Genomic DNA, 14,478 nt, shown 5'->3' with positions numbered 1-14,478 from the left:
TCGTCGCCCGCACCACCGGCCCGGGCGACGAAGCTGCCGTCCAGGTACAGGCCATTATTGGAAGCGAAGCTGATACTGCCGCCATTGCTGGCCACCTGCACCCGCCCCTGGCCGGGAATATCCAGGGCTGCCTGGGTGCCGGAAGCATCCAGGCGGGCACCGTCGCGCACCACCACGAACAGATCGCTGGCCTTGGCGATGCCGGTGGCCAGGTCGATCTCGCCGCCGATGCTGATCTTGCCGCCATCGCGTACCTGGCCATAGCTGCGGCCACGGTTGTCCACCGCGCTTACCGCACGGGCCGCAACATCGATCAGCGCCTGCTCGCCGACCCAGATCGAACGCCCGTGGCCGGCGGCATTGGCCGCCTCGGAGCTGGCCACCGTCAGCCCACCCAAGCTGACGCTGCCACCCCAGGCATTGAGGGTGCCGTTCATGGTCAGTTGGCCAACGCTGCGCAGGTTGATGGCCTGCCCCGGATCGACAGTGATCACCGCGCCCTGGCCCACTGTCAGCGCCGTGCTGGCCAGTTGTGCGGCCGTGGAGTACTGGTTGCCCGCGGTCAGGGTCAGCCCCGCGCCACGGCGCTGGGTCAGCACGCCCTTGGCCGCATCCTGCTGATAGAGATCCGGATGCCAGGTTTCCAGCACGCTGTCCGCCGCACTGCCACTGACGGCATTGCCGGCCTGGGCACTGACGCGATAGGCCGGCATCGTCACATCGACCCGGGCACCGTCGGCCACCTTCAGCCCTTCATTGCCGGTGATGTCGTAGGCGGCGAAGCCCTTGTTGAAGAAGTCCCCCGCCAGTTGCAGGGTGCCGGCCTCGGGCGCGGCATTGCTGGCGCCAATCAGCACCTTGTGCGCCTGCAAGGCCAGGGTGCCGCCACCGTTGACCCCGTAGCCGCGCAGCTGACCCTTGAGGTCGAGCTGGCCATCGGCGGCGAGCGTCGCGTCGCCGCCCTTGCCGCCGCTGGCCTTGCCGTCGTAGCCGATGCTGGCCCCGGAGCTGACCTCCACCAGGCTGCCGCTGGCCAGATTCAGATCGCCGCTGCTGCGCAACGACACCTTGCCGCCATTGATAAAGGCCAGGCCGCTGTTGTCCTGGGGGCTCAATGCCAGGTTGCTCCAGCGCCCGGAAGCGTCCAGGCGCACCCCGCTGGCCACATCGACCCGGGCCGATACGCCGCCGGGGGCGAAGATCACGTCGCCGACCGCAAAGTTGCGGTCCATATCCACCTGCCTCAGCACGTTGCCGGCATTGATGCTGCCGCCATGGGCCGTGAGGTTGGCGTTGAGCTTGACCTGGGGCCCGAACAGGGTGATATCGCCGCCGTCGGCCACCTGCAGCGCGCCATTGACCTGGATCTGCTGCTTGGCGCCAACCTTGATCGCCCCCAGCTGGAAGCCGTTGAGTGTGTCGCTGTCGAGCACCAGCTGGCCCTGGCGGCTGGCCGGCAGGGCCGTGGCGAGGTCCAGGCCAGCGGCGATCTTCTGCTGGTTGGCGTCGATCAGCACCTGATCGGTGACCGGGTTCAGCGCATAGCCCAGGGTGCCGCTGGTCTTGTTGTAGATCGGCGTGTAGCTGCCGATGATCAGTTGCGCGCGCTGGGCCGTGGCCTTGTGCGACTGCTGGTAGCCGTCGAGCTTGAGGTTGGGCGCCTGGGTCTGGCGATCGCCCTTGAACACCTCGCTGATCAACTGCCCTTCGAGCACCGCGTTGCTGGTGCCGATCACCAGCTTGCCAGCGTCGCGGCCAACGGTATAACCGGCCTCGTAGCGCTGCTGCTGGGCGATCAGCGGGTTGTAGTAATAGTCGGTGCGACCCCAGCGCGGGCTGCTGTCCACATAGCCCTTGTAGATGCCGGTATAGAGCAGGTCCCCCGGCGCCCGGGAGAGCTCGTACAGGCGCCCGTCGACGCCCTTGAGCCAGGTCTGGCGGATATAGCCGGCCTGCACATCGACGGTGCCGCCGGAGAGGTTCAACTGGGCGCCGGACTGGGTCACCACGTCCTTGCCGGTAAAGGTCAGGGTGCCGCCCTGGGCCATCCACTCGCCGATATTGTGGCCCTGGGTACCCAGGTAGCCGCCCACTTCCAGCAGGCCGCCGGCGGTGTACCAGCGGTCGGTGGCGTAGCCGTTGGTACCGGCCGGGACAAAGATCAGCTCGCGCAGGTCGACCCACACATCGTTGTTGATCAGCTTGCCGCTGTCGCGGTTGCCCGCCGAGTCGCGCTGTTCGTTGCCCTGGACATTGATCTTGATGTTGTTGGACTCCATCGCCACCTTGACCCCGACGGCGCCGGATACATCGATCACCGCGCCATCGCGCACCAGGCTGCGCTGCCCGGCGCTGACCGCCACCTGGCCGCCGGTGGCCAGGGTGATGGAGCCTTTCTGGAAGTCCACGGTGCCGCCACTGACGATCTCCACCCGCGACTGGTCGCTGCGATCGGCCACGCTGCTGAGGTTGTTGAACTGCCCGGTGATCAGGTTGGTCGGGGTGCCGTCGAGGTTGATCAGGCCATTGTTGCGCTGGCTGTCCAGGGCGGTGCTGCCGCTGCTGTCCAAGAGGATCGCGGTGGTGCTGCCCTGCCCCAGGGTCACGCTGCCACTGCTGTCGCTGGCGGAGTTGAGCAGGTGGATGGTGCCGCGGGTGTCCACCGAAGTGCTGGCCAGGGCCACGCCGTTCTGCATCACCTGATGTCCGGACAGGGTGATATCGCCGCTTGCGGCCATGATCAGGCCGCTGTTGCTGACCGTACCGGCGCTGCTGCCGGCCTTGAGCGAAGTGGCCACTTCATTGCCGCGGGTGGTGGAGCGCTGGTTGCCGTCGGTGCCCACCCCGCGGCGGATATAGAAACTGTCGCCGGCGGCCAGGGTGGTCTGGCCCCTGGCGGTGACTATGGTGCCGGCGTTCTCCACTTCGGCCCCCAGCAGCAAGGCGTAGCCGCCAGAGTCGGTGGACTTGGCCGGAGCATGGGTCTGGATCAGCGCGCCGCGCTGCACCTGGACCTTGCCCAGCGCATCGGTGAAGGTCGGCTGGCTGCCGTTGGCGTCCACATAGAGCCCGCGCTGGGTGAACTGCTCGTCGCTGATGGTGGCGGCGGCCGCCACCAGGTTGCGCACATTGACCTGGCTGGTGCCGCTGAAGATCACCCCGTTGCGGTTCATGATCATCACCGTACCGGCGCCCTTGATCTGGCCCTGGATCTCGCTCGGCCGGCCATTGGGGTCGTTGACCTTGTTCAGCAAGGCCCAGTTGGACTGCTGCTGGAAATCCACCGTGGTGTTGCGCCCGACGTTGAAGGTTTCCCAGTTGAGGATGGCCTTGTCGGCGGTCTGCTCGATGCTCACCGTGGTCTTGCCGCCGGACTGGCTCTGCACTGGCCCCTTGGCGTTGATCCAGCCCTGGGTCAGGCTGTTGTCGACCTTGAGCCCGCCCTGGCCGAGGCCGTCGGGAATGCTGCTGACGCTGCCGAACGCCGCCTGGCGCGCCGCGGCCTGGGCCGCCTGCTGCGCGGCGATGGCGGCCACCGTGGAATTGAGGTTGCCCAGGGAGCGTTGCAGTTGCTGGTTGGCCCGGGTCTGCTGCGACAACGGCGGAATCCCCGGCACCTGGCCATTGGTACGCGCCGCCGTGGCGGCCTGGGATGCGCCCTTGTCGGCGAACCAGCCGGAACTGAAGGCCGTGGCGCCATGGGCGCTGCCGGCCATCATCAGCAAGGCAATGGCGTGAGCCAGGGGCTTGAGTCGCAGGATCGGCGCCTGAGAGTCCAGGCCAGGGGTGTTAACCGGGGGTTTGCAGCGAACCATTACTACTCATCCTTTGTGATGACGCCCAGGGGTGCGCGACGCTGTACGGCCCAGGGCGCGCGTCACTGCTTCAAGGGGTTAGGCCGTTGGCGCGAGGCACGACCGAACGGATGTCACGGAAAATTCATCTTGGGGGTGTAGGCAGGGCCAAAAACAAAAATCAGCAACGGTCGAAACCGTTGCTGATCCGGGTGTTGCAGGTATCGGACGCGAGGGTTACAGCGGACGGCCGATGGCGTTGCAGACGCTGGTGTTACCGATGCTCAGGCCGCTGGAGGCAGTGACGAACGAGTTACGAATTGCGGTTTTCCAGGCTGCTGGCAGCGGTACGAAGCGGTTGCTGTTGATGGCGCTGTCGTTGTTCACCAGAGCACCGTAGTGACGGCTGAAGAAAGCCCGCACTTGCGAAGTCTGGGTGGCATCGGCGTAGCACTGGCTGAAGATCAGGTTGGTGAAGCCCAGGATTGGGTAGCCAGTGGTTGGGTAAGGCACGACGCTTGGGTCGGTAGGGCTGGTGGTGGCAGCGAATACCGGTACCCAGTTGTTCGGCTTGTCCAGGTCGGCGCTAGGTACCGGCACGGCAGCGATAGCGGCCGAAACGTTGGCAGGAGCTGGCGAAACACCGGCAACCTTGGCCACCTTGGTGGCGTCATCCAGGCCGGCCAGGGTCGGTGCGGCGTAGTCCGGGCTCATGTAGGTGATGCGGCCATCGCCAGCGTTCAGCGCGTCCATGACGCCTTGGCTGGTTACAGCGGCCACGGCAGCGGCAGGCAGGCCGAGCGAGTAGCTGGAAGCGAAGTTGGTGGTCACGGCGAACTTGCCGGTCTCGGCGCACTTGGCGTTCAGGAAGCGGGTGAACAGCTCGGTGGTGCCGCTGCTTTCATTGCGGTAAACCACGGTGATGGCACCGGTACGGCCCGAACCTGCGATCTGGCTCCAGTCGGTCAGACGACCCGAGAACACGCCGCACAGGTCGTTGACGCTCAGATCAACGGCAGCGGTGCCGGCCTTGTTGAACGGAATGGCGACCGAAGTGGCCACCGAAGGCACCTGGATCAGCGGGCCCCAGGTAGCGTTGCGGGCAGTGGCGTAGTTGCTCAGCTCGGTGGTGCTGAGCTTGGAGTCGCTACCGGCCCAGTGCACGTTCTTGCCGGTGGTGCCGGCCACGAACTTGGTGTAGTCGTTGTTCAGGAAGGCAGCCTTGCCGTTGCCGCTGCCTACGCCGATGTAGGGAGCGAAACCGGCGGTCAGTACGCCGGAAGTCTGGTACAGCGGTTGTGGCAGGGTAGCGCCACCGCCGTTGATATCAGCCAGAGCAGCCTGTGCCGAGCACAGGGCTGCCAGGGTCAGGGATGCCGCGAGAACATTGCGCTTAAACATGAAGAATCTCCTTTCGTCGTGTTCGTACGTTGGGTGAATAGCTCTTGCATGACGCCATGGCGCTCGGGCCAGAAGCCTTGATCCAGAGGGCTTGATGGGTGAGGCCATGGGGAGAGAAGTTCGCAGCTTCCGGTGACAGATAAAGGAAAAAACCTCGGGAGAAACCGACTGTTTTTGCAAAAGATTCTCGGGTGTTTACCAAGGGTTTTCAGGCCATTTCCGGCAAGGTGACAGCGAGGTTGCCCAAGTTGGCGCCGGCATCGCTCTGCAAGCGCCGAAGGTGGTGCAGACAGCGCCGGAACATGACAGAACAAGGAACCCGAGCTTGGCCGATTGCCGGGTCGGGAGTGAGGTAGGCAGCGTTAAATTTTCTGGCTGCCCCGCCCTGCGTTCGGACCACACCTTCGCTACACCCCTCGTAGGAGCCGGCTTGCCGGCGAAGGGGCCCGCGAGACCTGCATCGCCGGTGCCGACGCCTTCGCTGGCAAGCCAGCTCCTACGGACCGGGCCGGACGGGACCAGACCGGGCCGGACGGGGTCAGGTCGAATCGGGTTGTGCGGTTCAAGTGACCAGTTGGTTGATCTCGATGATCGGCAACATCACCGCCATCACGATCACCAGCACCACGCCGCCCATGACCACGATCATCAGCGGCTCCAGCAGCGCGGTCATGCCCATGGCCCGGCGCTCGATATCCCGCGACAGGGTCTGCGCCGCCCGCTCCAGCATCGGCGGCAAGGCACCGGTCTTTTCGCCGCTGGCGATCAGGTGGATCAGCACCGGCGGGAAGACTTTTTCCACTCGCAGCGCGGCCGCCAGGTTGGCGCCCTCGCGGACCTTGGCCGTGGCCTCGCTGACGCTCTGGCTCAGGCGGTCGTTGGACAGGGTCTGGCGCGCCGCATCCAGGGCCCGTAGCAGCGGCACTCCGGCGCCGCTGAGAATCGCCAGGGTCGAGGCGAAACGAGCGGTGTTCAGCCCCAGGACAAAACGCCCGAACAGCGGCAGGCGCAGGATCCGGCTGTGCCAGTTCAGGCGCGCCCGGGGGTTGCGCAGGTACAGCCGCCAGCCCCAGAACCCCGCCGCCATGGCGCCGAAGCACTGGATGCCCCAGGCACGAATGAAGTCACTGGCGTTGAGCATCGCCAGGGTCAGCCCCGGCAGGTCCTGGCGCGCCTGGGAAAAGGCGCTGACCACCTGGGGCACCACATAACTGAGCAGAAAGATCACGATGCCGATGGACACCAGGCCCACCACCCCGGGGTAGATAAAGGCGGTGAGGATCTTGCCGCGCAGGCCGTTGCGCTCCTCTATGTAGTCCGCCAGCCGCTCCATGACCTGGGCCAGATCCCCGGACTCCTCGCCGGCGGCGATCAACGCCCGGTAGATTTCCGGAAAGTCCCGCGGCCGCGCCGCCAGGGCCTCGGCCAGGCGCATGCCACTGCGCACATCCGCGCGCACCGCGCTCAGGGCCTGGGCGATGTGCTTGCGCTCGGCCTGCTCCACCGTGGCGCTGAGCGCCGCCTCCAGCGGCAGGCTGGCCCCCAGCAGGCTGGCCAGCTGGCGGGTGGCCCAGGCCAGGTCGTTGTCGCTGAGCCTGGGGCTGAACAGCCCCCCTGCCGTGCCGGTGCCTGGGTTGCTGTCCAGCTGCACCTGCAAGGCGGTCAGGCCACGGCTGCGCAGGCTGGCAAAGGCCGCGCCCTGGCTGTCGGCTTCCAGGTGCCCGGATTCGATCTTGCCGAGGGCGTCGGCGGCTTCATAGCGATAGCGATTCATCAGGCGTCCCGTGTCACACGCAGGATTTCTTCCGCTGCGGTGGCGCCGCTGCGCACCCAGCGCTCACCGTCCTCGCGCATGCTGAGCATCCCGGCGCGGCGCGCGGCGGCGCGCAGGGCCTGCTCATCCGCACCCTGGTGGATCAGGCTGCGCACGTCGTCATCAATGCAGAACAGCTCATGAATGCCGGTGCGCCCGCTGTAGCCGATGTGATTGCAGGCCGGGCAACCCACCGGGCGCCAGGTGCCGGGGGTGGCCGGGTCGGGCTCCTTGCACTGGTTGCACAGGCGGCGCACCAGGCGCTGGGCCAGCACCCCGAGCATCGACGAAGCCAACAGGAACGGCTCCACCCCCATGTCCACCAGCCGGTTGACCGCCGACACCGCGTCATTGGTGTGCAGGGTGGCCAGCACCAGGTGCCCGGTGAGCGAAGCCTGGACCGCGATCTGCGCGGTTTCCAGGTCACGGATCTCGCCGATCATGATCACGTCCGGGTCCTGGCGCAGGATCGCCCGCAGGGCCAGGGCGAAGGTCATGTCGATCTTGGCGTTGACCTGGATCTGGCTGATGCCCGGCAGGTCGTATTCCACCGGGTCCTCGACGGTGAGGATATTGCTGGTGCTGGCGTCCAGCCGGGCCAGCGCCGCGTACAGGCTGGTGGTCTTGCCGCTGCCGGTGGGCCCGGTGACCAGGACGATGCCGTGGGGCTGGTGGATCAGGGTATCCAGGCGCGCCAGCAGGTCCGGGTCCATGCCCAGGGTTTCCAGTTGCAGGCGTCCGGCCTGCTTGTCCAAGAGGCGCATCACCACCCGCTCGCCGTGGCCGGTGGGCACCGTGGACACCCGGATATCGATGGGCCGCCCGGCCACGCGCAAGGCGATACGCCCGTCCTGGGGCAGGCGTTTCTCGGCGATATCCAGCTGGGCCATGATCTTGATCCGCGATACCAGCGCCCCGTGCAGCGCCTTGCGCGGGGAAACCACGTCACGCAGGGTGCCGTCGACCCGGTAGCGCACCACCGAGTGCGTCTCGAAGGGTTCGATATGGATATCGCTGGCCTCGTCCCGCGCGGCCTGGGTGAGCAAGGCGTTGATCATGCGGATCACCGGGGCGCCGTCCTGGGTGTCCAGCAGATCGGTGATTTCCGGCATGTCCTGCATCAGGCGATCCAGGTCCACCTCATTCTCCGCCGCCCCGACCACCGCCGCGGCGCTGCCGGTATCGGCATAGGCACTGGCCAGGAGGCCGTCGAGTTCCTCTTCGCGGATCCGCTCCAGGCGCGCGGGGCCGAACTGGCGGCGGGCTTCGCTGATGGACCAGCCGGGGGTCGAGGGGCAGACCAGCAATACCGCGCCCTCCTCGCTGTGACGCAGGAGGATGCGTTGGGATTTGGCCCAGGCGTAGGGGAGCTGGGTGGTCATTGCGGTGTCTCCTGACGGTTTCGCCCTGATATCTGGGCTGGGGTACATATCCGTTGCTGCGGGTGCGGCCACTTATGGTTTCGCTTTTACAGCGACTCACTTTTGAAGAGCGCAAAAGTAAGCAAAACGCTCTGCCCCTCCACTCGGTGCCTCGCCTAGGCTCGGCATGCCCTCACTCCGGCATTGATCCGTGGGCCGCCGCCACCGGCCATCCCTGGCCGGGTGGCGGCTAACCCGGCATCCTTGCCGGGTTACCCACGGATCAATGCCTGCGTTCGGCCATCGTGGTTAACGGGGCCTTGAAGATCAAAATCAAGATCAAGAGCAAGAGCCAGAGCCAGAGCCAACTTTGGCCTTGCGGCCTCGTCCCCCTTCCGTAGGAGCTGGCTTGCCAGCGAAGGCGTCCGCCAGGGCGACGCATGTCTTGCGGGCCTCTTCGCCGGCAAGCCGGCTCCTACGGACAGCGCGTAAACGCGCTTGGCTTTTGATCTTGATCTTCAGGCCCCTTCCCAGCCGGCCGAGTGGAGGCATTGCGTAGGGGGCAGCTCGGCATGGATGCCGAGCTAGCCGCCACCCGGCCATGGATGGCCGGTTGGCGGCGGGCCCCCGGAGCAATGCCGGAGCGAGGGAACCCCGAGCCCCAGCGAGGGGCCCATGGAGGGGCAAGCGTTTTTGGTTCCTTTTTAGGCGTTTGTAAAAAGGGACTCGCCGTAAGGGCGAAACCATAAGCAGCCGCTACCGCAGCAACGGATATGTACCCCGTCAACCTCGCCCCAAAGACGACCCAATCACCCGCCGCAACCGCAGCAACGAACATGTACCCCATCAAACTCACCGCAAAGACGAAACCGCCAACCGCCACACCCACAGCAGCAGATAGGAACTCCATCCCCATCGCCACAGAGGCGAAACGGCCAGCTACCACAGCAGTGGATATGCCCCACTCCCCGCCATAACGAATCAACTCCCCATTCATTGCACCGGCACCGCCCTAATGGTCGCCCGAGGCCCGGCCCCGGCCGCCTCCCCAGGCGTCTGCAACGACACCGGCACCGCCCCCGGAATCGCCTTCGCCGCCGATGGCAACTGCGGCGCCTGCATATCCGGCATCGCCCAACTGCGCTCCGGCTGCAACTCCCCCTGCGCCCGACGCATGAAGTCATAGCGATTGAGCGTGATGCTGCGCCCCGCGCCACTGTCGCGAATGATGTAGGGCCGCAAAAACACCATCAGGTTGGTCTTGGTGATGCTGCGCTTCTCGTTGCGGAACAACGCCCCGATCCCCGGGATGCTCGACAGCCAAGGCACCGCGTCGTTGCTCTGGCTGTAGCCGTCCTGCAGCAAACCGCCCAGGACCATGATCTGCCCGTCATCCAGGAGGATGCTGGTGTCGATCGCCCGCTTGTTGGTCACGGTCCCAGCGTCCACCGAGGCCCGGGGATCGACACTGCTGACTTCCTGGTAGATGTCCAGCTTGACCGTGCCGCCCTCGGAAATCTGTGGCCGCACATTGAGCTTCAAGCCCACCTCTTCACGCTGCACGGTCTGGAACGGGTTGTTGCTGGTGCCACCGCCACCGGTGACGTAGCTGCCGGTGACGAAGGGAATGGTCTGGCCGACGAAGATGCTCGCCGCCTCGTTGTCCAGGGTCAAAAGGTTCGGCGTCGACAGTACGTTGGTCCCGCCCTTGCTCTTCAGGGCCCGGGCCAGGACCTTGAGGTCCAGCACCTTGCCGATCCCGGGGATGTCCACGCTGCCGTTGACCAGGCCGATGTTCAGGCCCTTGGGCAGGACGTCGATGCTGGTCTTGCTGCCCGGAGTGCCCTGCAGCCCGCTACCGCCGAGGTTGACCCCGCCAAAGCCGCCACGCCCGCCGAGGTTGCCGGCCTGCCACTGCACGCCGAACTCGCTGGCGTCGTCTTCGCCGACTTCGACGATCAGGCTTTCGATCACCACCTGGGCCCGGCGCTGGTCGAGCTGGTCGATGACTTCCCGCAGGTTGCGGTACAACGGGTCCGGCGCGGAAATCAGCAAGGTGTTGGTGGTGGCGTCGGCCTGGATGGTCACGCCGCCAGCGCTGAAGGCGGTGTTCTGGTCGTTCTGCTGAGCATTGCCGCTCAGGCTGCTGGCGCTGGCGCCCTGGCCATAGGCGCTGCCATTGCCGCTGCTGTTGAGGGTGCCGCTGCCGGTGGGGGTGCCGCTGCTGTTCTGGGCGCTGCCCTGGCCGCCCTGGGTGCTGCCGCCCATGCCGCTGAGCATGGCTCGGGCACCATCGTTGCCGGCGCTGTCGCTCTCGCCGGTGAGCAGCCCGCGCAAGGCCTGGGCCAGCTTGCCGGCCTGGGCGTTGCGCAGGTAGACCACGTGCAGGTTGCTCGGGTTGCTCTGGGCATTGTCCAGCTTGTAGATCAGGTTGCGCGCCAGCTCGGTGCGCTCCGGGCTGCCGGCGCGGATGATGATCGAGTTGGAGCGCGGGTCGCCGATCACGCTGATCTTCTGGGTCGGGTCGGCGCCTTGGGTTTCCAGCAGTTCGGCCACCATGGTGGCAATGTCCACGGCTATGCCGTTCTGCACCGCCACCACATCGGTGTCGATGGCGCTGGGGGTGTCGATGCCGTCGATGATCTGTGCGACTCGCTGCAGGTTCTCGGCGTAGTCGGTAACCACGATGCTGTTGTTGCCCGGGTAGGCATTGATTGGGTTGTTCGGCGAAACGATAGGCCGCAGCACCGGGATCAGGTTCACCGCATTTTCGTATTGCAGGCGAAAGGTGCGGGTCAGCATGCCGTTGCCCGCCGGTTTGTCGCCGCTGTAGATCGGCCCGCCCAGCAGCTTGGCATCGGCCTCGGGCACCACCTGGGCCACCCCGCCCACGTCCACCACGGCAAAGCCCTGCATGCGCAGGGCCGCCAGCAGCATGTCGTAGGCCTGATGGGCCGGCACCTGGCCCTCGCTGACCAGGGTCAGGTTGCCCTTGACCCGCGGGTCCACCAGGAACTGCTGGCCGGTGGAACGGGACAAGGCGCGCACCACCGCCTGGATATCGGCCTCGACGAAGTTCAGTTGCACCGGCTGGTCCCCCAGGGGGTTGCGCGACGCCCCGGTGCTGCGCGGCGTGCCCTGGCCGCGGCGGCTGCCGGTCACCGGGTGCAGGACTTTCGGCCGCTGGGCCTGTTGCGCCTGCAAGCGTTCGCGATCGGCCAGGGCGTCGCCGCTGCGCCGGGTGTCGGCCAGGGGCTGGCCCAGTTCACTGTCCACCAGCAAGGGTGGCGGCGTGGTGGAGGTGGTGTTGCTGCAGGCCCCCAGCGCCAGCAGCAGAAACGGTGCGACCTTGCGACACTGGCGCACGTAGTTGGAGCCTGACCCCTTCATGAAGCTTCCTTAGCGCCCTGCGCCTGATCCATGCGAACGGTCCCGGACAGTGTGCCTGCCGAGTCTTGGGCGGTGTCCGCGGCGGCGCGTTGCAGCCGGGCTTGCACCACCTGCAGTGAAAGCTGTCGGGGCGTCCCCAGCAGCCAGCCGACCACGGCATCCGCCGGGGCCTGCTCAAAGGTCAACTGCCAGCTCTCGGGGCCGGCTTGATCGGTGTGCTGCAACTGGTAACGGTCCTTGAGCCCGGCCTGGTCCAGGGTCTGGCGCAGGGCCTGCTCAAGGTCGGCGCCCCGGCGATCGGTGCCCGCGACCTGGTGCAGCAACACTTCCAGGGCCTCGGCCTGGGAGCGCAGCTTCGGCGTCTCGGCTTGCCAGTAGTCGATCTTCTTCAGCGGCGGCTGAATCAACAGCCACCACAGCAACAGCCCCAGCACGCCCAGGGCGGTGGCGCTCAGCAGCCGTTTCTCCCGCAGCGCCAGCGCCTTCCAATGGCCCCGGGCCTGGGTCCAGAGGCGTGACCAGCGCGCCTGATACTCGGCCAGCCGGGCCTTATTCATCTTCGGCTCCCGGGGTGTTGTCGGTGACATTGCTCGGCTCGCCCGTGGCCGGGCCCAGGGTCCAGCCATTGCCCTCGGCCTGGACGCTGTAGCCAGCCTGGGTCAAGGCCCCCTGCCAGCTGCTGTCGGCGCGCTTCGGGGTATCGGGCAGCAGTTCCAGCCGCAAGCGCTGGTCGGCAAAGCTCAGGCTCTGCACGCTGCCCACCATGAACGGCATGGCGCTGCCGGCCTGCAGCAGCAGGTTGCCGAAGCCCTGGCTCGGGTCCGCCGCCCCGCTCTGCTGCGCCGCCAGTTGCTGGCGGGCCTGTTGCAGCGGATTGAGCACCACCGGCAACTGCGGAAATACCTGCCGGACCCGCTGGCTCATCTGGCTCTTGAGGCGCTGGCCCTGCTCGGCCTCACGGGCGGCATACAGGTTCAGGCCCAGGACCCACACGGCCACCGCCAGGGCGCAGCAACCCAGGGCCCGGCCCCAGCCCTGGACCGCGCCGCGCGCCGCCGTCGCCCCCGCCTGCAGGCCCCAGGCCGGCGCCGCACCGCTCCAGCGCTGTTCGACCGGCAAGCGCTGCAGCGCTCCCTCGGGGGCATCGTCACCGATCCAGCACAACTCGGCGCCGGAGGCGCGCAACTGCTCCAGGGTGTCCTGTACCAGAGGCTGCACGCTGGCCTGGGCGGCGCCGTGGCGCAGCAGCAACTGACCGTCCAGCAGGCACAGGTTGTGCTGCCCCGGCGCCGGCGCCGCCAGGGCGTAGGGCGCCGGGTACAGGCCCGACAGCTTGAGCCCGGCCCGTTGCAGCAGTTCGCCCAGGGCCTGCAAACCGCTCTTTGGCAGCCAGCTCAAGGTCACCTGCCCCTGGGCATCCCGCGGGCCGTGGGCGACATGCATCGACTCGCCGCAACCCAAGATCAGCGCCTGGGCCGCGCAGTCCACCGCGGCCTTGATTCGCGCCGCCGGCAACGGCGGCAACTCGATGCAGGCCAGCAGACTGTCCTGCGGGTGCAGAAAGCACTCCAGCGCCAGCCCTCGGGCGTCCTGGCCCAATGCCTCAAGGGGCCTGCGGCCAAGCTCGGTCACCCGCCCGGCGCGGTCCAGCCGGGCGCACTCCAGGGGTACGGCCAGCGGCCGGGGCGCCTGCAACAGCTCGGCCAGGGGCGGCAAGGCGATGCGCAAGCGGCTCATGCGCCCACCCGCGACCAGATCACCTGGGGCATGCGGTCCTCGGGGCGGTGCAGCAAGGCGTGCAGGGTGATCTGCCGCTGGTCGCGACGGACCTGCCCCTGGAGCAGGAACCACTCGCTGGTGATGCCGACCTTGATCCGTTCCTGCACGGCAAAGGGCAGGTGCAGGCGATTGACGAAGTCGCCACGGTTGATGAACCAGTGCCCGGCGTCGCGCTCAGCCACCAGGGCCCGGGCCTGGGACAACGACAGCCCCGGCACCGCCGCCGCCAGTACTTCGGCGCTGGCGGTGTTGCCATTGACCCAGGTGTTGCCCGGCAAGACGCTGACGTAGGGCTCAAGGCGCGCCAGCAACGCCTCGTCGACGCCCTGAACGCCCAACAGGTCGTCCAGGCTGCGCAGCATCGGCTGGCGCGGCGGCAAGATCTGCTGCGCCGCCCCGGGCGAGGTCAAGCGGCCGCTGTTGAAGGCCCCGGGAGTGCCCGCGGCGCTGGCCGGACTGAACAGGCGCTGCGGATAGGAGGCGATCACCCGCTGGCTGATGCGCCGGCTCAGGGCCGCCTCGACGCCGAGCAGCTGGCACAGCTGGTAGAAGGCCTGCACCTGCTCCGGGTCCACCTGCTGGTTGAACACCAGGTTGCGCAGGTTGAACTTGCCTTGCAGGTCCTGCAGGCGGCCCTGGAAACCGCCGCCGGATGCGCCCGGCGCCGGATCGCCGAGGGGCCGCGCCCAGGGCTGGTCGAGCCGGGTCAGGACCTCGCGCTGACGGGCTTGCCAAAGCAACTGCCGGCTGTATTCGAGGCCGCCCTGAAGCACCTGGGCGCCGACGATCCGCGCCTGCTCGGCTTCCACCGCGCGGGTCAGGACGGTCTGCCTCGCCAGCATGCCGGCGGCGAGCACCGCCACCACCGCGGCGATCAGCAAGGCGCTGATGATGGCCATGCCGCACTGCTTCGCCGCACCGGGCGAATGACTGTTCATGA

At 67.2% G+C, this 14,478-nt stretch carries 8 protein-coding genes; all 8 read right to left on the bottom strand.

Annotated elements, in window-relative coordinates:
• The coding region (locus DNK59_RS22485; RefSeq protein WP_146249928.1) for a filamentous hemagglutinin N-terminal domain-containing protein at positions 1-3,815 on the bottom strand (3,815 nt) is incomplete at its 3' end.
• Positions 3,816-4,031: 216 nt separating this feature from the next.
• Positions 4,032-5,195 (bottom strand): substrate-binding domain-containing protein, encoded by a 1,164-nt coding sequence (locus DNK59_RS22480; RefSeq protein ID WP_110724660.1) that lies wholly within the window; start codon positions 5,193-5,195, stop codon positions 4,032-4,034.
• Positions 5,196-5,757: 562 nt separating this feature from the next.
• The gene (gene gspF, locus DNK59_RS22475) at positions 5,758-6,969 is read right to left on the bottom strand and encodes a type II secretion system inner membrane protein GspF (RefSeq protein ID WP_110724659.1); all 1,212 of its coding nucleotides are present in this window, start codon (positions 6,967-6,969) and stop codon (positions 5,758-5,760) included.
• The gene (gene gspE / locus DNK59_RS22470; RefSeq protein ID WP_110724658.1) at positions 6,969-8,390 is read right to left on the bottom strand and encodes a type II secretion system ATPase GspE; all 1,422 of its coding nucleotides are present in this window, start codon (positions 8,388-8,390) and stop codon (positions 6,969-6,971) included. Before gspE ends, gspF begins: the two co-directional genes overlap by 1 nt.
• Before the next feature lie 972 nt (positions 8,391-9,362).
• A complete protein-coding gene (gene gspD, locus DNK59_RS22450; RefSeq protein WP_110724656.1) occupies positions 9,363-11,759 on the bottom strand; it encodes a type II secretion system secretin GspD in 2,397 nt (798 codons plus the stop codon).
• Entirely contained in the window at positions 11,756-12,316 is a 561-nt protein-coding gene (gene gspM / locus DNK59_RS22445) for a type II secretion system protein GspM (protein ID WP_110724655.1), read from the bottom strand. Before gspM ends, gspD begins: the two co-directional genes overlap by 4 nt.
• Entirely contained in the window at positions 12,309-13,496 is a 1,188-nt protein-coding gene (gene gspL, locus DNK59_RS22440) for a type II secretion system protein GspL (RefSeq protein WP_110724654.1), read from the bottom strand. The genes gspM and gspL overlap by 8 nt, the downstream gene beginning before the upstream one ends.
• Entirely contained in the window at positions 13,493-14,476 is a 984-nt protein-coding gene (gspK, locus tag DNK59_RS22435; RefSeq protein ID WP_110724653.1) for a type II secretion system minor pseudopilin GspK, read from the bottom strand. Before gspK ends, gspL begins: the two co-directional genes overlap by 4 nt.
• Between the last annotated feature and the right edge of the window lie 2 nt (positions 14,477-14,478).

The organism is Pseudomonas sp. TKO26, from assembly GCF_003225665.1.
Taxonomy (GTDB): Bacteria; Pseudomonadota; Gammaproteobacteria; order Pseudomonadales; family Pseudomonadaceae; genus Aquipseudomonas; species Aquipseudomonas saponiphila.
Note: the sequence above shows the minus strand (reverse complement) of the source record. Positions and strands in the feature narration are given on the sequence as shown.